The 24,360-nt window shown below is 50.2% G+C and carries 23 protein-coding genes and 1 pseudogene; 12 read left to right on the forward strand and 12 right to left on the reverse strand.

Annotation, left to right across the window (positions count from 1 at the left end; all coding sequences use genetic code 11):
* Positions 1 to 448 precede the first annotated feature (448 nt).
* The 3 genes from EDC39_RS15400 to EDC39_RS14720 all read left to right on the forward strand — a co-directional run bounded on the left by EDC39_RS15400 (position 449) and on the right by EDC39_RS14720 (position 3,587).
* The gene (locus EDC39_RS15400; protein WP_187426824.1) at positions 449 to 592 is read left to right on the forward strand and encodes a hypothetical protein; all 144 of its coding nucleotides are present in this window, start codon (positions 449 to 451) and stop codon (positions 590 to 592) included.
* Positions 593 to 871: 279 nt separating this feature from the next.
* The gene (locus tag EDC39_RS14715) at positions 872 to 1,231 is read left to right on the forward strand and encodes a hypothetical protein (protein WP_148897156.1); all 360 of its coding nucleotides are present in this window, start codon (positions 872 to 874) and stop codon (positions 1,229 to 1,231) included.
* A 406-nt stretch (positions 1,232 to 1,637) separates the two neighbouring features.
* Positions 1,638 to 3,587 carry a sigma-54-dependent Fis family transcriptional regulator gene (locus EDC39_RS14720; protein WP_148897157.1) on the forward strand — a complete coding sequence of 650 codons (1,950 nt, stop codon included), beginning with the start codon at positions 1,638 to 1,640 and terminating at the stop codon, positions 3,585 to 3,587.
* Between the two features lie 34 nt (positions 3,588 to 3,621).
* Here EDC39_RS14720 and EDC39_RS14725 read toward each other — a convergent pair whose 3' ends face one another.
* Positions 3,622 to 3,975, reverse strand: coding sequence for a transposase (locus tag EDC39_RS14725; RefSeq protein WP_148897158.1), 354 nt, complete (start codon positions 3,973 to 3,975; stop codon positions 3,622 to 3,624).
* A 507-nt stretch (positions 3,976 to 4,482) separates the two neighbouring features.
* Between EDC39_RS14725 and EDC39_RS14735 the strand changes: the two genes are divergently transcribed.
* From EDC39_RS14735 to EDC39_RS14745, 3 genes are all read left to right on the forward strand, one after another.
* Positions 4,483 to 5,265 carry an IclR family transcriptional regulator gene (locus EDC39_RS14735; RefSeq protein ID WP_148897160.1) on the forward strand — a complete coding sequence of 261 codons (783 nt, stop codon included), beginning with the start codon at positions 4,483 to 4,485 and terminating at the stop codon, positions 5,263 to 5,265.
* 98 nt (positions 5,266 to 5,363) lie between these two features.
* Positions 5,364 to 6,719 carry a 3-oxoacid CoA-transferase subunit B gene (locus EDC39_RS15795; RefSeq protein ID WP_148897183.1) on the forward strand — a complete coding sequence of 452 codons (1,356 nt, stop codon included), beginning with the start codon at positions 5,364 to 5,366 and terminating at the stop codon, positions 6,717 to 6,719.
* A 98-nt stretch (positions 6,720 to 6,817) separates the two neighbouring features.
* Entirely contained in the window at positions 6,818 to 8,245 is a 1,428-nt protein-coding gene (locus EDC39_RS14745; protein ID WP_148897161.1) for a short-chain fatty acid transporter, read from the forward strand.
* Between the two features lie 127 nt (positions 8,246 to 8,372).
* Here the strand turns inward: EDC39_RS14745 and EDC39_RS14750 are convergent.
* Positions 8,373 to 9,265: pseudogene (locus EDC39_RS14750) on the reverse strand (IS256 family transposase).
* A gap of 104 nt (positions 9,266 to 9,369) precedes the next feature.
* On the opposite strand from EDC39_RS14750, the gene EDC39_RS14755 reads away from it, so the two are divergent.
* From EDC39_RS14755 to EDC39_RS14770, 4 genes are all read left to right on the forward strand, one after another.
* On the forward strand, positions 9,370 to 9,699 hold the full coding sequence (locus tag EDC39_RS14755) for a hotdog domain-containing protein (protein ID WP_148897162.1): 330 nt from the start codon (positions 9,370 to 9,372) through the stop codon (positions 9,697 to 9,699).
* Positions 9,700 to 9,932: 233 nt separating this feature from the next.
* Positions 9,933 to 10,148, forward strand: coding sequence for a hypothetical protein (locus EDC39_RS14760; RefSeq protein ID WP_148897163.1), 216 nt, complete (start codon positions 9,933 to 9,935; stop codon positions 10,146 to 10,148).
* Positions 10,149 to 10,388: 240 nt separating this feature from the next.
* The gene (locus EDC39_RS14765; protein WP_148897164.1) at positions 10,389 to 12,296 is read left to right on the forward strand and encodes a sigma 54-interacting transcriptional regulator; all 1,908 of its coding nucleotides are present in this window, start codon (positions 10,389 to 10,391) and stop codon (positions 12,294 to 12,296) included.
* Positions 12,297 to 12,481: 185 nt separating this feature from the next.
* Positions 12,482 to 13,132, forward strand: a complete 651-nt coding sequence (locus tag EDC39_RS14770; RefSeq protein ID WP_148897165.1) for a class I SAM-dependent methyltransferase — start codon at positions 12,482 to 12,484, stop codon at positions 13,130 to 13,132.
* 269 nt (positions 13,133 to 13,401) lie between these two features.
* Here the strand turns inward: EDC39_RS14770 and EDC39_RS14775 are convergent, their stop codons facing one another.
* Genes EDC39_RS14775 through EDC39_RS14785 form a run of 3 tightly spaced genes read right to left on the reverse strand, consistent with a single transcriptional unit; the run spans position 13,402 to position 15,013 of the window.
* Entirely contained in the window at positions 13,402 to 13,812 is a 411-nt protein-coding gene (locus EDC39_RS14775; protein WP_148897166.1) for a PaaI family thioesterase, read from the reverse strand.
* A 39-nt stretch (positions 13,813 to 13,851) separates the two neighbouring features.
* Positions 13,852 to 14,478 carry a LysE family translocator gene (locus tag EDC39_RS14780; protein ID WP_148897167.1) on the reverse strand — a complete coding sequence of 209 codons (627 nt, stop codon included), beginning with the start codon at positions 14,476 to 14,478 and terminating at the stop codon, positions 13,852 to 13,854.
* A 37-nt stretch (positions 14,479 to 14,515) separates the two neighbouring features.
* A complete protein-coding gene (locus EDC39_RS14785) occupies positions 14,516 to 15,013 on the reverse strand; it encodes an Lrp/AsnC family transcriptional regulator (protein WP_148897168.1) in 498 nt (165 codons plus the stop codon).
* A gap of 204 nt (positions 15,014 to 15,217) precedes the next feature.
* Here EDC39_RS14785 and EDC39_RS14790 point away from each other — a divergent pair, with 204 nt between their 5' ends.
* Together EDC39_RS14790 and lpdA are read left to right on the forward strand one after the other, a co-directional pair.
* Positions 15,218 to 15,706, forward strand: a complete 489-nt coding sequence (locus EDC39_RS14790; RefSeq protein WP_148897169.1) for a MarR family winged helix-turn-helix transcriptional regulator — start codon at positions 15,218 to 15,220, stop codon at positions 15,704 to 15,706.
* Between the two features lie 6 nt (positions 15,707 to 15,712).
* A complete protein-coding gene (gene lpdA, locus EDC39_RS14795) occupies positions 15,713 to 17,074 on the forward strand; it encodes a dihydrolipoyl dehydrogenase (protein WP_148897170.1) in 1,362 nt (453 codons plus the stop codon).
* 484 nt (positions 17,075 to 17,558) lie between these two features.
* On the opposite strand, the gene EDC39_RS14800 is transcribed toward lpdA, so the two are convergent.
* From EDC39_RS14800 to EDC39_RS14835, 7 genes are all read right to left on the reverse strand, one after another.
* A complete protein-coding gene (locus EDC39_RS14800) occupies positions 17,559 to 17,768 on the reverse strand; it encodes a hypothetical protein (protein WP_148897171.1) in 210 nt (69 codons plus the stop codon).
* A gap of 428 nt (positions 17,769 to 18,196) precedes the next feature.
* Positions 18,197 to 18,976: an enoyl-CoA hydratase-related protein gene (locus tag EDC39_RS14810; RefSeq protein ID WP_148897173.1), complete on the reverse strand. Its 780-nt coding sequence runs from the start codon at positions 18,974 to 18,976 to the stop codon at positions 18,197 to 18,199.
* A 16-nt stretch (positions 18,977 to 18,992) separates the two neighbouring features.
* Positions 18,993 to 19,862, reverse strand: coding sequence for a 3-hydroxybutyryl-CoA dehydrogenase (locus EDC39_RS14815; protein ID WP_148897174.1), 870 nt, complete (start codon positions 19,860 to 19,862; stop codon positions 18,993 to 18,995).
* A 73-nt stretch (positions 19,863 to 19,935) separates the two neighbouring features.
* Positions 19,936 to 21,114, reverse strand: a complete 1,179-nt coding sequence (locus tag EDC39_RS14820) for a thiolase family protein (RefSeq protein WP_148897184.1) — start codon at positions 21,112 to 21,114, stop codon at positions 19,936 to 19,938.
* Positions 21,115 to 21,243: 129 nt separating this feature from the next.
* Positions 21,244 to 22,335: an SDR family NAD(P)-dependent oxidoreductase gene (locus EDC39_RS14825; protein WP_222862892.1), complete on the reverse strand. Its 1,092-nt coding sequence runs from the start codon at positions 22,333 to 22,335 to the stop codon at positions 21,244 to 21,246.
* 5 nt (positions 22,336 to 22,340) lie between these two features.
* The gene (locus EDC39_RS14830; RefSeq protein ID WP_148897175.1) at positions 22,341 to 23,795 is read right to left on the reverse strand and encodes a 4-hydroxyphenylacetate 3-hydroxylase family protein; all 1,455 of its coding nucleotides are present in this window, start codon (positions 23,793 to 23,795) and stop codon (positions 22,341 to 22,343) included.
* A 266-nt stretch (positions 23,796 to 24,061) separates the two neighbouring features.
* Positions 24,062 to 24,322 (reverse strand): IS3 family transposase, encoded by a 261-nt coding sequence (locus EDC39_RS14835; protein ID WP_187426826.1) that lies wholly within the window; start codon positions 24,320 to 24,322, stop codon positions 24,062 to 24,064.
* Positions 24,323 to 24,360 lie beyond the last annotated feature (38 nt).

A 24,360-nucleotide genomic window follows, 5' to 3' on the forward strand; every position in this document is an offset into this window, starting at 1 on the left:
ACTCTTTCTGCCGGAATATATTGACCATCTCAAAGGCTACTAGCCGAACGTTGAAAAACGGCATCTCCGGACGAAAAAGGCGGGTCTTCCCCGCCATTTGTCCGTGCCCTGCCGCCACGACCGATTGAGATAACATTTTAATCGACCCGACAACCCGCAGACAGCGCCGCATAGGAGATTCTATGAAGAAGGCCCCCAGCCAGTAGATGTTAACCTGAGGGTGCGAACGCCAACAGGGCAACGTGCTCTTCGGCACAAATATCTATCTGGAAAGAGGCCTGCCTATGATGTACGTCGGAGAAGCAAGAGTTTTGTCGTTCATGCGATTGACCGGAAGAGGCGACTGGTTTTCCAGGGTGAAATCGCCCCAGTCAAATCAGTTTTTTTTAAACTGATCGCGGATCTTGGTCTGGAGCCGAAGAAGGTCGTCTTTGAGGTGGGTAACCAGATGAAGGGATTGGCCGAGGCCCTGCAGGGGTGTGACAGCGTTGATCTGCACGTGGTTCATCCGAACGAGCTGAAGTGGATCAGCAAATCGAGCAGCAAGACAGACAAGGTCGATACTCGAAAGATGGCCGAACCTGCCCGATGATCTTCTGCCGCCGCGCAAGGTTCACATCGTTGAGGGTCGGTACGATGGCTACGTGAACCGACCAGTGCTCGGCTGACGGTCCAAAGGAAACGAGTTGCATTGATCAACGGCATCCGTGCCCTGCTGCTCTAGGAAGGTCGCAGAGCCCAGGCCAGCACTATCGAGGACAGATGCCCCAGCCTTCGGTGACTATGTGGCTGAGAAGCTGAATCTAGACTGGTTACCAGAGCAGATTGCCGGGCGCCTGCGCCGGGATTTTCCCGACGACAAGCGCATGCGATGCAGCCCGGAAGCCATTTATCCTCGATACTCAGCAAGGTGGCGAGGTTTATCGCCACTTGCGACGGCAACATCGACGACGCCGTTGCCAAAAAATGTTTCGGTCAAAGCCGGCGGTTCTTTGCTGACCGCGTAAGCATTAGCGAGCGGCCAAAAATCATCGAGCAACGGCTCCGCGTTGGTGGCTGGGAAGCCGATCTGATGCTTGGAAAACCCGGCAAAGGCGCCTTGGTCACCTGCTTGGAACGCAAAAGCCGTTACCTCTTGGCAGTTCAGGTGGTTGGCAAGTCGGCCAAGGCTTCAATACGGCCATGGAAGCCATCATGGCTAGTGTTCCCAAGTCATTGCGGCGTACGCTGACCGTGGACAATGGCAAGGAGATGACCCGATTCAAAGAACTGGAGAAAGCTACCGGCTTCCAAGTTTATTTTGCCGGTCCCTATGCTGCATGGCAGCGGGGGCGAACGAGAACGCCAACGGTTTGCTGCGGCAGTACGTCCCCAAGGGTTGCAACTTCCGCAAGTTCACCGAAAGCCAGGTTTTCAGCGCTGTTCATCAGCTCAACCACAGACCGAGAAAATGCCTTGACTACCGGATAGCCCATGAAGTGCTCATGTAAGCGGTCTCTGGTGCACTTGTAATTTGAATTCACCCAAAGAGGGCGAATTTCTAAACGGCTCTATGGTGGCAGAAAACACACGGAAAATCATCTAATTGTCAAAGGCCAGACACGAAAACATAATTGTTAACTTACGGATTCAGGGAAATGATTCAGGACGTCAATAACAAACTCTATGAAGCTTGGCAAAAGTTTGTAACAAAAAAAGAATTCAACCGAGAAGAAGTTCGCGATGTCATTTTGCAATCCTGGCAAAATTGCACCAAGTTAGGCATCAGCCCCTACCAAAAAAAGGTCAACAGGGTTTTCACCGGCGAAGAGCTACAAAAAAGGATCAACGAAAATCAGGCACTGATAAAGGTTAGTCTTCCGGTAATGGAGAATCTTTACCGATTCGTAGCCGGTTCGGGATTTGTCGTAACCCTGACCGACAAAGAAGGGATTATTCTGGTTTCCATCGGTGACGAGGATGTTGCTGAGTCTTTCGCCAAAGGCAATTTTGTGGCAGGGGCGGACTGGAGTGAGGCAAGTGCCGGAACTAATGCCATTGGTCTTTCGTTAAGTCTTGGTAAACCCATCCAAACTTTTAGTTATGAGCATTTCTGTATTTGCTCGCATCATACTACCTGTTCTTCTGCCCCCATTCATGATCCTCAAGGCCGCATCATCGGTGTTCTGGACATGACCGGAACCTATGAAAAAGTTCACTCTCACACTCTCGGGATGGTTGTTGCAGCCAGTTATGGCATCGAAATGCAACTCGAATCCCAAGAAGCCTGGGACCAATGTCACATTGCAGATAGCTACAAGGTAGCTATCATGGAATCCATTTCTGAAGGCATACTTGCAACCGATGGAAATGGCATAGTTACCCATGCAAACAACTATGCAGGAAAAATTCTAGAAACCGCGCCTGATAAAATTGTCGGCCTGAGAGTCAGCACTTTTTTGAAACCTTCCCATTCTCTCCAGAAGAATTTCGATCTATCCAGAAAAATCACCGATCAGGAAGCAGATATTTTAATCAAAGGGAAAAAAAAGAAAGTAATAATTACTGTAAGAGCCATCACTGGTCTTGGTATCGGACAAAAGGGGACAGTAATCATTTTGAATGAGATCAGCCGAACGAAACGTTTGGTTCAACGGATGGTCGGAGCGGAATCAAAAATGACCTTTGAGGATATTCTTGGTCAAGACGAAAAGTTCCTAGCTTCGGTACGCCTGGCTAAAACAGCAGCTTCTAGTTTCTCGAATGTTTTGTTGTTGGGAGAGAGCGGCACGGGCAAAGATGTCTTTGCCCAAGCCATCCATAATGCCAGCCAGTGCAGTAACGGGCCATTTGTTGCCATCAACTGCGGAGCCATCCCCCGCGAATTAATCAGCAGCGAGCTTTTCGGTTATACCGAAGGGGCCTTTACCGGCGCCAAACGAGGCGGCCAGCCCGGGAAATTTGAGTTGGCTGACGGTGGAACGATTTTCCTGGATGAAATTGGTGAAATGCCGTTGGAGCTGCAAACGATGCTGCTCCGGGTCGTCGAACAAAAAGCTGTAGTGCGTATTGGCGGTAAAGAAGTTATCCCGGTTAATGTCAGGTTGATAGCAGCGACCAATCGCAACCTGAAGGAAGAGGTAGAAAAGGGCAATTTTCGCAGAGATTTATACTACCGTCTAAACGTGATTACGATCCCATTGCTGCCTCTGCGTGAACACAAGAGTGACATTCCCCTTCTTGCCGAAGCTTTTATTCAGAAAATGAATTCTTTTTTGGGGAAAAATATCACAACCGTAGATGATAAAGTCTGGAAATGCCTTAACAGCTATGATTGGCCGGGCAATGTTCGCGAATTATATAATGTTTTAGAACGAGCAATGAATATTGTCGAAGGTTCTACTCTTGAGCTTGAAACGTTTCCTCCCGAATTGCTGAACGTTAAGAAACAAAGATCGACACATCGAAATTTTGAACAACTTGAAAAAGAGCTGATTACAGAGGTTCTTGATGAATTTGATGGTAATGTGTCGCGTGCTGCAGAAAAATTAGGTATTGCTCGCTCAACACTTTATCGCAAGATGGAAAAGTACGGTCTCAATGAGTGAGAAAATTCCTTTAGTCCACTGCTGTCTCACAATTTCAAACAAGCTGTAACTGTTGAATCTCTTGTAACTTTTTCTTGTCCGGCGGTCGAAACAGGCTCGTCAAATCGCACCGCTCGAACAAATTGAGCTGTAATATTTGCAACATACGTTGCAACGAAGCGCCGAGTTTCGACTGAACCCGGGTTGCCCAGCTTCTGGTGTAGCAACCGGCGCAATCCCCACGACGGTCAGCAGACCGCTCATTGGGGGCGGCGCCAAGAAATTCGGTCAACTCTGCATCAAGAACCTGTTGGACGGCTTCCCGAACGAGTTCGCGGATGAGATCGCGGTCCTGAAAAATGAGACTTTCCAGGGCGACAAGTTTCGAATTAGACTTCTTCTGAGCCATGGCGTGTTTCTGCTTTGCGAGTCACTTGGCGGTTTCTCGCTCGCATACCATAACTCTCTTCTTTTTGCACACTCTTTGATACACAACCGCCTTGAGTCTTGCCTGCCAGATTGGTGCCCACTTTTTCCAGCCTACCGCAAGGTGCTCAATTGCCATGACCCTCGACAATCAGGCGGCCAATTGAGGTCCTCCTTATGGTTCTGCTGGGGGGGCATTTCGAGTCATCAGCCAATCATTGTTCGCAAAAGAAATTGTAGCACTGTGCAACGGTGTTTTGATCTAGGACACCACGTGAAGGTCTTAATCCTCTCACTTTTTTGTAACCACCCCCTCATATCCCCCACAAATCCAGTCCTTTCGCAAATTGCCCTGGAATGGCATGTGCATTGCTAAATAAAATAACGTTCTGTTTTTTTCAAATTCTGAAAAGCCACAACAAGTACACAGCTCAAAAGCTTTCGCAAGGCAGCCTGATTCAAATTTTTCCAGTTCCATTAAAGGAGCCAAATGTTGTCCTGCAAAAAAGATAGAACCTATTCAATACAAACTGTTGAAAGTGCTCTGACCATCCTGGAAGCACTTTGTGAAACAGGGGAGGAGGTAAGGCTTTCCAGTTTGAGTGTAAAGCTCGGCATGAAAAAAACTAGTGTATTTCGTTACTTAGCGACATTTGAGCGAAGGGGATATGTTGAGCGAGTGGAAAAAACTGGCACATATCGTCTGGGGCTGTCGGCTTTCGAGATGGGGCAAAAGCTCCTCTCGCGAATGGACCTGCTACGTAAGGCCAAGCCCGCTATGGAGCGCTTGGCAAGAGAATGTAACGAGGCCGTCTACCTGGGCGTGCCTCGGGGGCAGAGCTTTCTCTTTCTGGACATGGTCGACACCACCCACCAAATTGCAATTGCTCCCCTGACAGGGAAATATTTTTCGCTCTACCAAGCTGCTGCCGGAAAAGTACTTCTGGCATTCAGTAATTCAAAACAGGCCGATTTCAACAAAACGGCTCTTTCTGTTCTTTGTGAGGAATTGGATGTTGTTAGGCAGCAGGGTTTTTGTGTCGATAGCGGTGCTTTGGGCGACGGAATATCCAGCTTGGCGACCCCGCTTTTAAACGCTCAAGGCTATGCTTCCGGCTGCCTTTGCCTCGTCGGGCCGGAATTTCGACTGACCGAGGAAAGGATGGAAAGTCTGTTTCTTCCCCGCTTGAAGGAAGCTGGACAGACCATTTCCGCAAAGCTGGGTCACCATGTTTCCTTCATGCCGACGGTAGTTGATTTGACACATATGTGAATCTTGAATGGCGAGCCGGATTCTTCAAGCGACAGCTCGAAACGGTAAATTTTTTCGGGTTTTGCGCCAGAACATATCGAACCATGGAGGATGAAGTGATGAACAAAGTATTCAACAATGCCAGTGAAGCGTTAAAGGGTTTATTACGTGACGGGATGACCATTGCAGTTGGGGGATTTGGGCTGTGCGGGATTCCGGAAAATCTGATTCAAGCGCTCCGTGATTCCGGCGTTCGAGACCTCACAGCAGTGAGCAACAATGCCGGCGTTGACGATTTCGGCCTCGGACTTCTCCTTCAGACGAAACAGATCAAAAAGATGATTTCATCTTACGTTGGTGAAAACGCCTTTTTTGAACAGCAGTTTTTGCGAGGTGAACTTGAGGTCGAACTTACTCCTCAAGGTACTCTCGCCGAAAGACTTCGCGCCGGGGGATCTGGGATACCAGGTTTTTATACCCGAACAGGGTACGGCACGGTTCTCACCGAGGGTAAGGAAATAAAGGTATTCGGTGGGAAAGCGTACGTGCTTGAGGAGGGTATCAGGACAGATCTTGCCCTGGTGAAGGCGTGGAAGGCCGATAGAGCTGGCAATCTTATTTACCGCAAGACAGCTCGCAATTTCAACCCGCTATGTGCTATGGCAGCGCAAATTACAGTGGCAGAGGTCGAGGAAATTGTAGAGATCGGCGAACTCAATCCGGATGAAATCCACACTCCCGGGATTTATGTCGACCGTGTCATTGAGGGGAAGCATTACGAGAAGCGGATTGAACAGAGAACGATCAGGGGCGCGGAAACGGTTAGAGGTTTTTCCCCTGTACGCGAATGGATGGCGAAGCGGATCGTTAAAGAACTCAAAGACGGTTATTACGTCAATCTCGGCATCGGCATGCCGACGCTGGTCGCCAACTACGTTCCAGAAAACATGAACATCTTCCTGCATTCCGAGAACGGTTTGCTTGGCGTTGGGCCGTTTCCAACTGAGGACGAGGTGGATGCAGACCTCATCAATGCAGGGAAACAAACCGTAACCGAGTTGCCAGGGGCTGCTTACGTAGACTCCTCCGATTCCTTCGGCATGGTACGAGGCGGGCATCTTGACGTATCGGTTTTGGGAGGGATGCAGGTTTCCTGTACCGGCGACTTGGCTAACTGGATGATTCCGGGCAAAAAGGTGAAGGGCCCAGGCGGAGCGATGGACCTGGTGTCGGGGGTGAAAAAGCTTATCGTCATGATGGAGCACTGTGCCAAGGATGGCAGCCCGAAGATTATGACTGAATGCACTCTGCCGATCACAGGCAAGGGGGTCGTCGACATGATCGTGACCGATCTTGGCGTTTTTAAGGTAGATGAAGTCGAAGGGCTTGAGCTTGTTGAACTGGCTCCTGGAGCAACTTTAGACATGGTAAAGGAGAAAACCCCCTGTCCTTTCAGAGTAGCGGAAGGCGTATAGCGGCAGGATTTAAATAGGGAAATTTATCGGTGGAATTGTTTCTGTGAGATTAAAGTGAAATTGGCCGTTTGGCTCCCAAAAAGAAAAGGAGTGATGTCATGTTGAAGAAAACTGCGAATTTTTTTGCCAAAACAATGGAAAGGTACATGCCTGATCCTTTCATCTTTGCAGCACTGCTGACAATGCTGGTGTATGCAATGGCTCTCATATTTACTCAGACAGCTCCGGTGCCGCTGGTGGATATGTGGGCCAATGGGCTTTGGAGCCTCCTTAAATTCACCATGCAGGTCAGCATCACCCTGGTCTTCAGTGGCGCGGTCATCAGGACCAAGCCTGTGGAAGCTGCCTTGAGGTCGGCGAGCAGGTTGGCGACCACTCCGACCAAGGCATATTTCCTAACGGCTCTGCTCAGTGGCATAGGGTCCCTGTTTTCATGGGCTGCGGGACTGTTTGTCGGAGCCTTTGTTGCCAAAGAGATGGCAAAAAATATCAGGGGCTGCCATTATCCCTTGCTGGTGGCCTCTGGGTATGCAGGCTTCATGATCTGGCACATGGGATATAGCAGCAGCGTAGGGTTGGTGGTAGCCACTCCCGGACACTTTCTGGAACAACTGTGCGGGATCATCCCTACCAGCCAGACAATATTTGCTCCTTTCAACATTATTACCGCTCTTTTCCTGCTGGTAACCATCCCCTGGATCATGAGTAGGCTGGCGCCGGATCATGAAGATATTCAGGAAGTTGATCCAACCATCATAAATGGATATTCCATAGACGGAGAAAGTGTTGACCCGTCTCTTATCAATGAGCATTCGACGGAAGATATTGCCGAGGGCAAGCAGCCGGCTAAGCTGCAAGCCAAAAATGCGGCCCCCGCCGGCGTGGCTGTCGAAAAATGGGAATGGACTCCATCCGACTGGCTGGAGCATGCCCGGATTATCTGTCTGGCCTTGGGGATTGGCGGCCTGATTTATATCGTCCGCTATTACCTTGGCGGGGGCGGGTTAAACATGAACAGCATGAATATGAGCTTGATGGTTCTGGCTTTGCTTCTGAGCAGAACCCCCAAGGAGTTTATCCATAACTGCGTGGAAAGCGGCAAGTCCCTTGGTCCGATTGTCATGCAGTTCCCCTTGTATGGGGGCATCATGGGGATGATGGTCAAATCTGGGCTGGCCGTGGTGATCGCCGGCTGGTTTGTGGCCATGTCTACCGAGACAACACTGCCGTTCTGGTCGTTTGTCAGTGGCGGTCTGATCAACTTCTTTGTCCCTTCCGGGGGCAGCCAATGGGCGGTTCAGGGGCCCATCATGCTGGAGGCTGCCAAGCAGATGGGTGTTGATATGGCCAGGGTTGCTATGGCCGTAGCCTGGGGTGATCAGTGGACTAATATGATTCAGCCTTTCTGGGCACTGCCGTTGCTGGCGATTGCCGGTATGAAAGCGAAAGATATCATGGGTTATTGTGTGATGGCCCTGATTTGGGGTGGTATCGTTTTTGGTCTTGCCATTACCTTTATGCCCTAGACCGACAACTGAGTGGCGGCGGCTGGCGGCTCTCTCGAGCGCTTGAGAGGGACGCCAGCCGCCGTTGAAGGTAGCGTCCCGTCAAGTGGTGTAAATTCGTTCAGGGCATCGCCGGCCTTGCTTTCGGTCAGGCTGTCTCGCCGATCGTCAGTTCCTTGTTGCTCTCCGGCTTGAGAATCTGAGCCAGGCTCTCCAGACTCAAATACCGCCGGCTCACCTGCCATTCGTCATTCTGTTCCAGCAAGACGGCCCCTACCAATCGGGTCACGGCATCGTTGTTCGGAAAAATCCCAACCACGTTGGCCCGGCGCTTGATTTCCTTGTTCAGCCCTTCGTGAGCATCCGACACCACGAGCTTGACATTCGCCCTCGTCGAACCAGGCTGCGCAGAAAGTCTGTCCAGAAAGCCTCAGTTTCTGCCGGCCCCACAGACAGTCCAAGAACCTCGCGGTAACCGGACTGGTTGACGGCAGTGGCAATAATGACGGCCTGGCTTTCAACGCGCCCATGCTCTCTGGATCGAATGTAGGTCGCATCCAGCCAGACATAGGGCCAGTCGCCTTCAAGGGGGCGACTCAAAAAGGCATGAACCCGCTCGTCGATCTGTTGGCACAGCCGCGAGACCTGAGACTTGGAAATGCCGCTCATGCCCATGGCCTGCACCAGTTCGTCAACGCTGCGGGTACTGATGCCATGGATGTAGGCCTCCTGGACCACGGACACCAACGCCTTCTCAGCCAGCCGCCGAGGCTCCAGAAATTCGGGAAGATAGCTGCCCTTACGCAGCTTCGGTACCTTGAGATCGAGATCTCCCAGTCGTGTTTGAAAAAGCCGGTTTCGATAACCGTTGCGCCAGTTGGTCCGCTCCTCACTCCGCTCGTGAGGGCCGGCCCCACAACGGCTGGTCACTTCATACTCCATCAGCTGTTGAAGCATGAACTGCAGCGTCTCGCGCAGAAAGTCGGTGTCCGTTCCGGTCTTCTCAAGAAGGGTCTGTAGTGCCATACTGTTGTCGGTCATCGCGGTGCTCCTTTGTTTGGAGACATCAACCTTAGCAAGGCCCGCGATGACCTTCCAACTCCCTCCGATTTACACCACTCACTGGGACACTACCGAATGGAGTCGTGCATGGGGGCGTGCTTTCCACTATTCTGGATGAAATCATGAACTGGAGTGCCATTTACAATCTCCGCCACATTGTCATGACGAAAACCATGACGGTTGATTTTTTCAAGCCGGTTTATGTCGGCGAAGAACTGGGGGTTGAAGGGCGCGTCATCGAGCAGGCGGGAAAACGAGAAGTCATAATGGAAGGCCAGATTTACAAGAATGATGATATCCTGTGTGTCCAGGCGCGCGGAACATTCGCCATGTTTACGGCGAAAGCGGTTAAAAAAATGAACATCATGCCCCCAGAAGTTCTTGAGGGCTTCGGTGGGCTACTCGAACTATAGCCCTGACGAGCCTTCAATTAGCAGTGGAGTCCCTGATGAACACGCAGAAGAAAGTCTCAATTTTGGACCTTGGCGCGATGGGGGCCTATTTCCCAGCCGAATTTTGATGGCACCAGGCATCTTTTGGTCGTTGCCGATGGTTCCTGATACGATCGATTGGAAAAAGAAACGACGATCATCTCAGTTATGAATGGTCTCGACAGTGAAAAGCAAATCGCGGGGCGGTCTATGGCATGGATAAATTGCTCTGCGCCATCTATGTCGGTATTGATTCTGTTCGCGAAAACGGAGCCGTCACCTACACAAGCCTGGGCAAGCATATTTTCGGCGAGGCGAACAACACCCGAATAAGTCACCGGGTCAAAAAGGTGCAAGATCTGCTTGACCGGACGGGAATTGCCTATGAAACACCCGCCGATATGCAGCATATGCTCTGGTGGAATTCATGATCAATGTCGGGATGTTCAGTCGAAGCTCGGTGCTTCGTTGCAGTGCATGTTGCGAATATTGCAGCTCAATTTATTCGAGTGGTGCGATTTGATGGACTCATTTTGGCCGCCGGCAAGAAAAGCTGCTAGAAATTCAACAGTTACAGCTCGTTTGGAATTGTTGGCTAGTAGTGATTAGCCACAATATACGGTTGGACTGGACGCATATCATACCAATCAACGACATTTGAGGTGTTGAAATTGAAGCCAAGAATTCTTGTTACTTCTCCTTATCCCCAGTTTACTGAGCTCGTTATGCGGGTAAGTCGGGAGAAAAAACTCAAAGTTACAATAATCGAAGGGGTATTAGAAGACGCCGCTCGCCGAGTTTGTGAGGAGGTTGAAAAGGCAGATTACGAGGTTGTGGTCAGCAGGGGGGGGACTGCTGCAGCGATTAGGAAAGTAGTCGATATCCCAGTAGTGACAGCTGAATTTAACGATTTTGATCTGTTGCGTGCTTTGTGGGAGGCTAAAAAACAGGGCGGGAAAATTGCATATTTAAACTCTGCTTACCGAGATGCTTATGAATTCGAAGATCTGATGGATATCCTCGGTGTAGAAGTAAAACAATATGTATATCGAAATTCTGTTGAATTTAACCAACAGATTAAAAAAGCATTTGCTGATAATGCTCAAGTTGTTGTCAGTGGTGCCGAATGGGGGCAGAAACTTGCAAATTCGGTGGGAATGAAGGGTGTCATTATTTATTCCAGTCATCGGACGGTATCCCAGGCTCTTGAGCGTGCGGAAGAAGTTATTTCAATACGCCGCCGGGACAAGGAATATTCTCGCAGATTGAGTACGATGATTCAGGCTGTCGGTGAGGGTGTTGTTTGTATCGACGCTTTAGGAAAGGTTCTTTTGGTTAACGAAAATGCCGAAAATTTGTTGGGTATTAAGTGTTCTGAGGTAATCGGCAAGACCGCCGCTGAGGTCAACAAATCTTTCACCAATTTGCTTAACTTACCCCAAGGCAGCGGCCAACGATGTTCAATAAATGGGATGGATTTGGTTGTAAACCGTGTTGCTGTAGCGGACCGAAAGAGATATTTCGGCGAAGTTTTTACAATGCAGAAAGTTTCACAGCTGCAACAATTGGAGCAAAAAATACGCAAGGAAATGCACCGAAAAGGCTTGGTGGCGCGATTCAAATTTGAAGATATTGTGACGCAGGAAAAATTGGTGCGTGACCTGATTGAAAAGGCCAAAAATTTTGCCCAGGTCGATTCCACTGTGCTGATCATCGGGGAAAGTGGCAGCGGAAAGGAATTGTTTGCCCAGAGCATCCACCAAGCAAGTGCTCGGGCAAATGGTCCTTTTGTGGCCATTAATTGCGCGGCCTTGCCTAAAGAACTACTGGAAAGCGAACTTTTCGGTTATGAAGAGGGCGCTTTTACAGGGGCCAGGAAAGGAGGCAAGCCGGGACTTTTTGAGCTGGCTCACAACGGGACTATTTTTCTGGATGAAATTGGCAGTATCTCAATGGAGTTGCAAGCCAGGCTCTTGAGAGTCCTGCAGGAAAGAGAAGTGATGCGCATCGGTGGAGACAGTGTGATCCCCGTCAATGTGCGCTGTATTGCAGCAACCAACGAAAACCTGCAGCAAGCGGTCAAGGAAGGGAATTTTCGTCACGACCTGTACTTCCGCCTCAATGTTTTGAAACTCACCCTGCCCCCCTTGAGGAAGCGACCAAAAGATATTCCACTTCTTGCAGGGCACTTTCTCAAGATCTTTAATCAGCGCTTTGGCAAGCATGTTAAGGGAGTGCCTGGAGATCTTCTGGCATGGATGAATGGATACAGTTGGCCCGGAAATGTGAGGGAATTGGAAAATTTCATCGAACGAATGGTAATCATGGCTAGCAGCAGAGTTTTGGATGAAAAATGGATCCGACAATTAATTGCAGAAGCCGATGAAGGGATGATTCAAAATGACCGATGGGTCGAGGACCGAATAGGTGTCAGGATCGGCACTCTTGAAGATATGGAGCGACAGTTGATTGCGGCAGTTAATGAAAGGGTAGGTGGTAATCGATCCGACTTGGCCAAGCTGCTAGGCATAAGTCGAACCACCCTTTGGAAAAAGCTTAACAGGAACGATTTCGATTAAACGGCAGATGATGATCAAACAACTTCGTGAGGTCGGGCGAATTCAAATTATAAGTGCACCAGAGACCGCTTACATGAACCTGTGCGATTCATAGACATCATTTCTTTGAAGGCATCCTGTTCGCCATGTGAAGATGGCAATGAATCACACATTCAGTGCGGTGCCCCGCAAGCGGGTCTGCCGCCATGCTCAAGGCAATTCATCCCTCGGAAGACAAGGCGGCAGCCAGAACTGCGTTATTGAGAATTGAAGGTAGAGGGCGGATGATCCGGCAAAATAAAAAACCAATCGCTGCCGGCAAGAGCAGCTTTGATCTCATCGAGCCCGAAAAGCTCTTTGCCGCATTACAGCTTGAAAAAGACGTCATCCTGCTGGATGCCGCCTGCGGGCGAGGAGCTTATGCCTTGGCTGCGGCGGAGTATATCAAGGCCCCGGGGCGAATTTACGCAGTTGATCTCTGGGCTGAAGGAATCACTTTTTTACAAAAAGAAGCGTGTCATAGGCAATTGCCCCAGATTGTGCCCAGGGTTGCGGATCTCAGGGAACTGCCGCTGCCAGATGCTAGCGTCGATATCTGCCTTTTGGCTACTGTCCTCCATGACCTGGTGCAGGATGGCTGTGAGCAGAAAGCCCTGCAGGAGATCTGCAGAGTTCTGAAACCAGATGGCCGCTTGGTAGTGATTGAATTTCACAAGATTGACGGCCCTCCCGGTCCCCCCAAAGAGGTTCGCCTGAGCCCTGACGAACTGGCCGGCATCCTCTGCTCTTATGGTTTTACCCTGCTTAAAATGGAGGATGTCGGCCCCTTTAATTATAGTGCGATTTTTGGCCGGTAACTCTGGTGGAGAGAAGATGCTCGAAAATATCCTTTCAAGGAGAATCAGAAACCTTTGTTCTCAAGAAACCATTCTTCGCAAGAAGCAATTCAGAGCCAAGGAGCTTTTTCCAATGCCCGTCCATTTTGTGAAAAACGGTCGATTGTCACCGGCCAGCATCTTTGGCGGGAAGAAAAGCCTCTTCGGTCCATTCGTGCTTATCCCCGATATGCATATGAACATCAAAGATTTTCATCGATCGTTCCCTGGATTTTTGTGCGAGGGGCTGTCTAGAAGTCATCGCAGATAAGCTGCTGCTTCTTGCGGTACACCATCCCCTGAAAAATAGCCACAGTCTCGTTGGCCTCGTCAGTAATGAGGACCGAGTAGGAGGCCAGCTTTGGGTTCAGGGCCTGCTCCTTGGCCTCGGCGTAAAGTGTTCCTCCTGTTGCGGCTTTGACAAAGGAGACGCTGGTGTTGATCCCCATGGCTAGATTGCCGTGAGAATTGGACGCTACCGCAAAAGCAAAATCAGCCAAAGTAAATATGGCCCCGCCGTGGACCGTTTTGGCCCCGTTGAAATGGTGCGGCTCGATTTTCATGTGGGTTTTCGCATAGCCCGGCCCAACCTCAAGAAGTTCGATACCGACATGTTTTGCAAAAAGATCCTGCGACGAAAAGAATTGTTTCAGTTTCTCCATGGCCTCTTCCTTGTTTGTAAATTCCAGAGGGTTGCTTGGTTACCTCTGCATTGGTCGTAACAGATAGAGCCCCAGTCCCAGGAGGACACAACCCGAGAATTTGGGCAGAATCCGTTGCAGGGTTCCGCTCTTCGCAAAACGGCTGCCTGCCCTTGATACTGTCAGGCCAACCAGTCCGTAAACCGTAAAACAGAGCAAACTGGTCCCCAGTCCGTAAACCAGCATCTGCATTGCGGCGGAGAGATGCCCCTGAACATAGAATTGAGGCAACAAGGCAAAATAGAACAGTAGACCCTTGGGGTTCAGGATGCTGGTCAAAATGCCCTGTCGGATCAGCACCCCGGTTGAAGATTCTCGGACGTCTTCAGCCTGAAGACTCGATCCTTCAGAGCGCAACAGGGTGAATGCGAGAAAAATCAGATAGGCTGCTCCGCCCAGCTGAACCGTTCGGAACGCGATTGGAGACGCAGCAAGAATGGAGGCTAGCCCCAGTGTCACCAGCAAGGTATGGCCGATATAGCCGATGGCGACACCCAGCGCTGAAAAGACGGCCGCCTTTCCGCCCTGAGACAAAGAGCGTCCAGCGACGTAAATCATGTCCGGCCCCGGCGTTATGATCAGTGCGAGCACGGTTGTCAAAAACAGCCAGAAAGTATGGATCTGCATCTTGAATCCTATCGGGAGCGTGGCTTTGGCCAGATCCCTAGCGCTGGTTATCTCGGGTTTCTTCCAACGGCAATGAAAATCGCTGTTTCTCGACTTTTAAAACCATCATGGTTTCAACCTTGCTGACCCCCTCGATCGACAACAGAGAGTTGACGACAAATTCCCGATATGCCGGGATGTTTCGGGCGACGATTTTCAACATGTAGTCATGGTCTCCGGTGACGTGATAGCTTTCAGTCACTTGAGGCAGTTTTTCAATCTGCTCGGCAAACGCAGCAGCAACCGGTTCTGAATGGGGGGAGAGGGTCACGAAGGTAAAGGCGATAATATCCAAGCCGATTTTTTCATGGTCGACAATCGTGGCAAATTGTTTGATCACCCCCTGTTGGCGCAACCGGTTGGTTCGGGCCAGACAGGCGGAAGTCGACAGTCCAACCTTGGGGGCCAGTTCTGAGTTCGGAATTCTTGCATTCTCCTGTAGCTCCCTAAGAATCGCCAGGTCAGCAAGGTCGGGATTTTGGTTTTTTTTCGGCATGTGATCTCCCGATGGCTCCAGGGTGAATATTGCACGATGTAAGGTTTTGCGGCAACTTTTCAACACAATATCCCGCATTGCTGTGATATGAAAGTAAAAAATTCTTTAAAATTTCGCGCAAGCATCTGGTGAAAACTCTTTCTCCTCTTGACATACATAGCGCGCTATGGTTTTGTATAGCTTGCTATGCAACGGGGGCCGACCATGAATCATCTAAAAGACAAAACATTAGCCTACAAGCTGCATTACATCACACGTATGTGTATGAATATGCTGAACCAAGAAATCAAACCTTACGGTGTTGTGCATGGACAAGTCCCTGTCCTTTGCTGTCTTCACGGCAACGAAGGGCAAACGCAAAAGGAACTGTGCGAACAAATACAAGTCGAGCAACCGACATTGGCCAATACCCTCATGCGAATGGAGAAAAGTTCGTTGATCAAGCGCATCCCCTGCGAAAAGGATAAGCGCAAAACAAAAATTTATCTTACGCCCGAATCACGCCCCATCATAACCACGCTGCAAAACCATGCTGAGGATGTCAGTCAGTGGATGTTGAGCGCTATGAGCGATGAAGAAAAAAAAGAGTTTCTACGCTTGCTGGATATCGTTATCGACACCCTGGATCGTCCGAAGCCAAAGCGTGTAACAGCAGATCAAAGCCGCGTGATTGATCGAAAGGAACTGGAGTAAATGCACATGAAAAGCTACGACGTTATTATTTTGGGAGGTGGCCCCGGCGGATTGGCTGCCGGGGTGGCCCTCAGCCAGATGGGGAAGTCCGTTTGTCTCGTCCAGGAATCAGAAGCGATGGCTGGAGGGGTTTGCCTGAATAAGGGGTGTATGCCTACCAAGGCTCTTTTAAAAGCCGCCGCAGTTTACAGACAGGCCCGCGAAAGTCAAAAGTACGGGCTACGCATTCACCCCGAGGCAGTTAACTTGAAAGAGGTTCGGCAGGTTGTCGATGGTGACCTGCAAAAACTCCGAATGGCGATCAGCAGTATCCTCGCCGGAATCAAGGCCGATGTTCTTTATGGCATCGCCTCGTTTATCTCAGAGCATGAGATCGAGATCAAAAAGAGCGATGGGACCACGGAAACAATCCATGGTGAGTACATCATTATTGCTACAGGCTCTTCGCCTCGCAGATTACCGTTCGCAGACTTCGACGGACGATACATTTTGTCCAGCGACGACATGTTATTGAATACCGAATTACCGCAACGCCTGCTCATAGTGGGCGGCGGTGCGATTGGATGTGAGTTTGCAACAATTTATAATTCATTTGGCTCGGAAGTCACTCTTGTAGAAACAGAATCGACCCTGCTCCCGCGCGAAGAGGCAGCGGTGGGCAACAGGCTGCGTCAATGTTTTGAGCAACAAGGAATTACAGTAAAGAACGGACTCTCTATCGGTCATTTAGAGATATCCAAGGGGCAGGTTCACGTCACCTACCAAGGGTCCGTGCAGAAGCCAGAAATATTTGACAAAGTATTGGTTGCCGTCGGCCGCACCCCGAATATAGAAGCCTTAAAGCTTGACGCCGCCGGAGTAGCGACCGACAAGGGTTTTATAGGCGTGAACACACACTTGCAAACCAATGTTGAGCATATCTATGCCGTTGGCGATATCAACGGTGGTTTGCTGCTGGCGCACGGAGCGAGTTATGAGGGGAGCTTGGCCGCTAGCAATATTGTGCAGGGGAATATCCATGATATCGATTCAACCCAGGTTCCACGGGTTGTCTTTTGCCACCCGGAGGTGGCCTGTGTCGGTGTGACCAAAGAACTGCCTGATGTCAAAGTTGTTGCCATGGAGCAGGTTCCAAATGGGCGGACAATCGTAGACAAAGTACAGCCGGCTTTTTTAAAAATGTATTATCTTGAAGATACGGGAATCTTGATTGGTGCTTCAATGATTGGAGAATCTGCGACCGAAATTATTCATGAACTGACCCTTGCCGTTAAAAAACAACTGACAATTAACGATATTCGCCAGATGGTCTATGCTCACCCGACACACGCAAAAAATGTGTTAGCCGTAGCTACAGGGTCTGTATAATACGGCTTCAGAAGAAGGGCGATCAGCGTCTACAAAAAGTACAACCGTCGCCTTTTCTACCCATAAACGACGACATCGATTTAAAACATGCCAATTCCCTTCCTCAACCAGAATGAAAGGAGTTCAACAATGACAATAACCGATGCCGCACGCAATGCTCTGCAACAGATTCTGGCCAGGCAACCTGGGAAAGTGCTAAGGATCTCTGTCGAAGGCCTTGGCTGAGGCGGGCCCCGTCTGGGACTGGCTCTGGATGAGCCGGACGAAAAACAACAGCGAGAAATCAACGGGGTCATGGTTTTGATGGATCCGATGACGGAAGCCGTAGCGGAGAATCAGGTCCTCGACTACATCGAAAACGAACAGGGGGCAAGGTTTATCATTCAACCAAAATCGGGCGGATGTATCAGGTGATAACTATTTCTGTACAGTTTATGGATAAAATTTCAGCTTGTATCCATCTATACAACCTTAATTTGCTATGCTAAGAAGAATTTCTGTCATTCCAAACAGACATTGCTACATCTAAATTTTCACACCAACCTGTACTTGGATGAACCCGGCATATATTTATATTTTTGCACTCTAATATAAAACCGGACCAGCTCTGAACAATCTCTGGTTTTTCACCACACCATGGACAACCCAAAATTTCTTCGTGGTAATTTTCAAAAATTTGGGAACCCGTAGCCATACAACCTCCAGTAATTAATTAGTCGTCCCTGAAAAAACCGACATTACGCTCTCAGGCGACGTTTGGTTGAAATTCCAGGTTCTGTTCCAGACCGGCTATGTGCTCCACAAAGGCCACCAGAACAAACCTGGGCGTCAAACACCGATGTCCCAGCTCTTTGAAAAACAAGCCACATGTAAGCTCGCATAATCTTTCGCAAGTTGAAGCCGCACGCTGCCAGGATGGCGTTCATTTTGTCGCTGTCGATTCCCTTGAGATGGTACAGCTCAATTTCTTCGAGCGGTGCGATTTTGGCTCGCGAAAATAATTCTGCGTGGCAAAAACGAGATGTGCGAACTGGCTCCTCACTGATTCAGGTGTTAACAACGCGGCAAATTCTTGCACCGTCTATTTATTGATCAAACTGGAAACAGCAGTGCCAATAAACATTATCCTTCTTGAATAAAATTGGCTGTTCTCTTCTCCAGAAAAGCCGCCATTCCTTCCTTCTGTTCTTTCCCGGCAAAGCATAAGCCAAACAAAGTGGCTTCAAGTTCACAGCCTGTGTTTGTATCAATTTCCAGCCCCTTATTGACTGCCGACTTTGCTCGACGCACTGCCTCGGGTCCTTTAACCAGGATGGTTTTAGCCAGTTCTACGGCTTCGTTGAGTAATTCTGAAGACGGGACAACCTTATTAACCAGCCCGAGTTCCAAGGCCTCCTCGGCCTTGATGGTTCGCCCTGTAAGAATAAGTTCCATGGCCCGGGCCCGGCCAATAAGCCTCGGCAATCGCTGAGTCCCTCCAAATCCGGGGATAATCCCCAAGTTGACTTCCGGTTGGCCGAACCTGGCATTCTCCGAAGCAAGCCGTAAATCGCATGCCATTGCCAATTCGCACCCCCCGCCGAGGGCAAATCCGTTGACGGCAGCTATGGTCGGCTGGGGAAGATCCTGGATCAACCGGAAGATATTCTGCCCCTTGCGGGCAAAATCACTGGCTGCCTCGGCGGATTTATTCTGCATCTCGACAATGTCGGCGCCGGCGACAAAGGCCTTCTCACCGGCTCCCGTGATGATAATCACGCCAATCTTATCGTCTACGGCAATTTCCCGAAGGGTTTGTTCCAGCTCTGCCAGCACCTGAGTGTTTAGAGCGTTAAGCGCCTTCGGGCGATTAATGGTCACGATTCCCAGCCGGTTTTCCTTTCTCAACTCTACAAAGGCCATTGCACTCCCCCAAGGATCAGTATTGATAAAATCCCTTGCCTGTTTTGCGCCCCAGGAAACCGGCCCGCACCATTTTTTTCAGCACCGGACAGGGCCGGTACTTGGGATCGCCGAATTCTTCATGCAGGGTCTCCATGACGGCCAGGCAGACATCCAGACCGATCATGTCGGCCAGAGCCAAAGGACCAAGGGGGTGTCCGGCACCCAGACGCATGGCCGTATCAATGTCCTCGGCAGAAGCAATACCTTCCATGTAAATGAACGCCGCCTCGTTAATCAGCGGCACCAGCATTCTGTTCACAACAAACCCGGGCGCTTCAACCACCTGCACCGGCACTTTCCCAAGTTTTTCGACAAATGCCTTGACTGTATCAATGGTTTCTCCACTAGTTGCTGCCCCGGCAGTCACTTCAACCAGTTTCATGATGTTGGCAGGGTTGAAGAAATGCATCCCGACAACCTTGTCGGGGCGCTTGGTCTGGGCGGCAAGCTCGCTGATACTCAAGGCGGATGTATTGGAGGCCAGGATGGTCTGGGCCGAACAGATCCGGTCGAGGTCTTGGTAAACGGCTTTTTTGCTCTCCATGTTTTCGACGATCGCCTCAATCACCAGATCGGCATCCGCCAATTCGGCACAATCACTTTCGCCCCCTTCACCGCCGGTTATAACGACCCCCTGGATATTTGCCAGGACCTCGGCTCTTCTTTCCGGGGGAAACTTGCCTTTTTCAACGGCCCTGTCGAGGTTTTTAGTGATCACCTTAAGGCCCCGCTGGACGAATTCCTCCTTGATATCGCAGAGGATCACCCTGAAGCCCGCCTCTGCCACCGCTTGGGCAATGCCCGCACCCATGGTGCCGGCCCCCATGACAACGATCTTTTTCATGTTAAATTCTCCAATTTGAAGTCGTGAACGGGTGCTTATTTCCTCTCCTCGGAAATTCGCCGTTACGGTTCCGTTAAATCAGTTCAACCACGGTCGCCATGGCTGGCCCCCCGCCGACACATAGGGAGGCTACTCCGTATCTGTTGTGGCGACGCTTCATTTCGTTGAGCATGGTCACGATGATCCGAATGCCGGTGCAGCCTACCGGGTGCCCGAGGGCGATGCCGGAGCCATTGGCATTGACCTTGGATGGGTCGAGTTTGAGCTCTCGGTCTACAGCGAGAACCTGTGCTGCAAAGGCTTCGTTGATTTCAAAATAATCGACGTCACTTAGCTCCAGGCCAGCGTATTTCAAGGCTTTTGGAATGGCATAGGCCGGACCGATCCCCATAATTTCCGGAGCCACGCCATAGGAGGCAGTTGCCAGAATTTTAGCGATGGGCCTTACGCCAAGTTCCTTGGCTCTGCTTGCTGTCATCAGAACCAGGGCGGCAGCACCATCATTGATTCCCGAAGCATTGCCGGCAGTGACAGTTCCATTTTCTTTGAACGCCGGTTTCAGCTGTGCCAATTTCTCCAAGGAGATGTCCGCACGGGGATGCTCATCGGTGTCTACAATCACCACCCCTTTACGGTTTTTGACCTCCACCGGTACGATCTCATTCTTGAACTTTCCGGCAGCAATGGCTGCCACCGCCCGGTTGTGGCTCGCAAGGGCCATTTCGTCCTGCTCCTGCCTTGAAATCCGGTATTTTTCAGCCAAGGTCTCGGCGGTAATTCCCATGTGATGGCCGGTAAAAGGATCGATTAATGCATCGTGCAGAAGGTGGTCCTGCACTGTATCCGGGCCCATGCGCAGCCCTTGCCGGGCATTGAGGAGCAGGTAGGGAGCCTTGGACATGCTTTCCATACCCACGGCCACACTCACTGTCGATTTTCCCAGAAGCATCTGCTGTACGGCGATCTCCAGGGCACGCATGGCTGAACCACATTGTTGGTCGACAGTGGTTGCCGCTCCCTCCAAGGGGATCCCCACGCCGAGTTGGATCTGCCGCGCCGGGTTCGCCTTGGCGCCCGCCGTGTAGATCATCCCCCCGACGACATCTTCGACCAACTCCGGGCCGACACCGGCCTTTTCCAAGGCCCCCTTGACCGCCACAATTCCAAGTTCCACAGCCGAAACGTCTTTGAGGGAGCCCATGAAATCTCCAATCGGTGTCCGGGCACCACCAACAATGACTACCTCTTCCATAATCAACGGATCTCCTTTATTGACTTTATTGATGATTCCTCATTCGCCCTGAAGTTCAAAAAACTTCCCATTCCGGCATGCCAAACCCGCAGGATCCTTTTCTTCCCGCTTTCATGAGGGCATTCCTTGTTATTCGGCGGTCCAGCCCCCATCAATGACCAGCGACTGTCCGGTCATGTAGTTCGTCGCTTGTGAGGCCAGAAAATTTACGGCCCCTACCATATCGTCAACATCTCCAAGCCGACGCATCGGAATCTTCCTGATAATATGGTTGAAAATCTTTTCATCTTTTAAGTCTGCTTCATTCATCGGCGTGATAACATATCCAGGGCAAATGGTATTCACCTGGATATTGTACTTGGCCCATTCCAAAGCCAAAGCCTTGGTCATTTGGATGACCCCGCCTTTGGCTACACAATAAGGAAGAACTTGCCGATCTCCGACTAATCCCAAAATTGAGGCGACATTGATTATTTTGCCGCTTTTTTGGGCGATCATTTGCCTGCCTGCAATTTGAGCACAGAAGAATACGGACTTCAGATCAATGTTTAAGATCCTGTCCCAGTCCGCTTCAGTTATTTCCTCGGCCCTCTTGGTAAGAGAAGCCCCAGCATTGTTCACCAAGATATCAATCCGGCCATAATGCCGGACTGTTTTCTCCACCAGTTTTTCAATAGCATCAAGATCAGTCAAATCGGCTGCAACAGGAAGCGCATCATTTCCATGTCTCTTGATTTCATCAGCAACGCGGTTGCAATCCTCCTGGTTGCGGCTGACAACGACAACATCGGCGCCGGCGCTGGCCAAACTGCCAACTATGCCTCTTCCAATCCCCTTGGTACTGCCTGTGACAAGAGCAACTTTCCCCTTGAGATTACTCGGAGCTTCCATTGTTTCCTTTCCCAAATTGCAATCAGGTCGCGGTTTGCTGAACTGGCCAAAAATTCTTTTTAGAATTGCTTCGGGCAATCTGGACGCAGGCAACCTCTTCCTTTCCAGGAAGTTGCCTGCGACATTGAGCATCGGGCCGTCGAAGGCTGGTCTGCTGGCACAATCAGTTGGACATCCGCTAATGACCAGAAGCACTTCCTTGTCCGAAGCTCCCCAAGGGACAAAGACGATGCGATCGTCAATATCCTTTACCCTCTCGATGATTGAGGGGCCGTCGATATGAGGGGTACATTGCCCGCAATATTTGACTCCAACCCTTATTTTTTTCATGAAAATTATGATTTTGGGGGTTTGATCCCGGCCAGTTTTTCGGCGAGTTTTACTTTGCGGCCAAGGTTTGCCTGACGAAGGATCATGACCCTTTGCGCCTGTGGCGAACCAGCCCCGTGCATGCTCTCGACCAGAGCAGTCCCGCCAGTCATATTCTCTACCAGCCTTGCCATCCGGATGCGGTCCTCGGCGGGCGCACTGTCCACACCCTTGAAATACTTTTCTACGTATTTACCGATTTCAGGATGACGAAGGTCTTTTTCCGAAGGGAGTGTTGCAATGCAACCACCTGAAACATCATGGGACAGACGGCTAATTTCATAAATAAATCGAGTCACGTTTTGCTTAACAGTATTGGCCAGGAGAGGGTTGACGAAATATGCGCCGGAAGGAGTGGGAGCTCCTTCACAAGAACAGGCAATCGATCCGCAATAGAGGGTTTCGGTCAGATGAACCATCTCTACAATTTTGTCCCGAACGTGGGAAGCTTTGGCAACGCCATTGTATTCGGCCATGGCGGTAGTTGCGCCAATGATGACGTCACTGACCCCTGCCTTGCAGCCGCCATAGTTTTGCCGATGATAGGACGCAAATCTTTCAACCAGCAGGCCGGCAAACTGATATTCTTCGCACATGAAAACCCGCTCCCAGGGGACAAAAACATTTTCCAAGACAGTTAAGGCTTCCCCACCAACTGTCCCGTATTTGGCATTACCCTGGTCGATCTCCCCACCTTCCAGGCGTCGTTCATCGTTAGTTTGACGGCCGAAAATATGAACAACTCCTGGAGCATCTGTTGGCAACGCACAGGCTACGGCATAAGCTTTATCCCCTTCACCCAGGGCAATGGTTGGCATGACCAACATTTCGTGAGAATTGACAATCCCGGTTTGATGGACCTTGGCCCCGCGAATGACTATCCCCTTGTCATTCTTTTCGACGATATGGACATACATATCCGGGTCTTTCTGGTTCCCGGGAGACAATCCGCGATCCCCTTTGGGGTCAGTCATTGCCCCTGCCACCATCAGGTCATTATCCTGAATGTACTCAAGGTAGTTGCGAAACCGCTGGTGATAGTCAGTCCCTAATTCCTCGTCCATTTCATAGGTTACGGAATAGGTAGCATTCAAAGCATCGAAACCGACACAACGCTGGAAACAACTACCTGTTTTCCCAGCGATCATGCGCAGCATTTTTACTTTTTTCACCAGGTCCTCGGTGCTTTGATGAATATGTGTAAAGCGATTTATTTTTTTTCCAGTCAGATGGGATATGGCGGTTACCAGATCTTCAGTTGAAGGATCGTGCGCCAAATCGTAGGTCAGTGCAGCAGCCTTAATGTGGGGACTGAACAAAGGGTGATCGACAACGTTTTCGATTTTTTCCCCGAAAGCAAAGACATTATGATTGAGGGTCTTGAGGCTTTCCTTGTAGGCATTTCCGTCTTTAAGGGACATATTTCCTCCGTGATTCTAAGGGTTGCTGGAAGGCTTGAGGCTCTTTGTTTGATTGTGTTCAGAAAACACCGTTCTGTTAGGCAAGGGGTGTGCCATTTAGCCGTTTTTTTTGAATGCTTTCAATTTCAATAACTTAAGTGATGGGGCACGATTGGGGCAGTTTTGGGGGGGGGCGGGGTTTGTCGCACTACGAAACACTGTCGTTTTATGCAACGAAAATATTTCCAATGTGAGGTCGGTCCACAATAGTGGACACCATAAGTTGGTCAGGCAGCCTCTTGCTGCCTGATGTATTTTTTCCAGTATGCTGCCGGGGGAGGGAGATTGCCCAGGCTGGCATGTCGTCTTTGCCGGTTGTAGAATGTCTTGATGTGCTCGCTGATCTCTGCCGTGGCTTCCTGCCGGGTGTGATACTTCCTGTGGTGGACCAGTTCCCGCTTGAGCGTACCGAAAAAGCTTTCCATAGGGGCATTGTCCCAGTAGTTCCCCTCGCGACTCCTCGACGGCTTCATCTTGAATTGCTTCATCAGCTTCTGATGGCTGTGGGAGCAATACTGGCCGCCAC

Origin of the sequence: Geothermobacter ehrlichii (assembly GCF_008124615.1) — a bacterium.
GTDB classification, from domain to species: Bacteria; Desulfobacterota; Desulfuromonadia; order Desulfuromonadales; family Geothermobacteraceae; genus Geothermobacter; species Geothermobacter ehrlichii.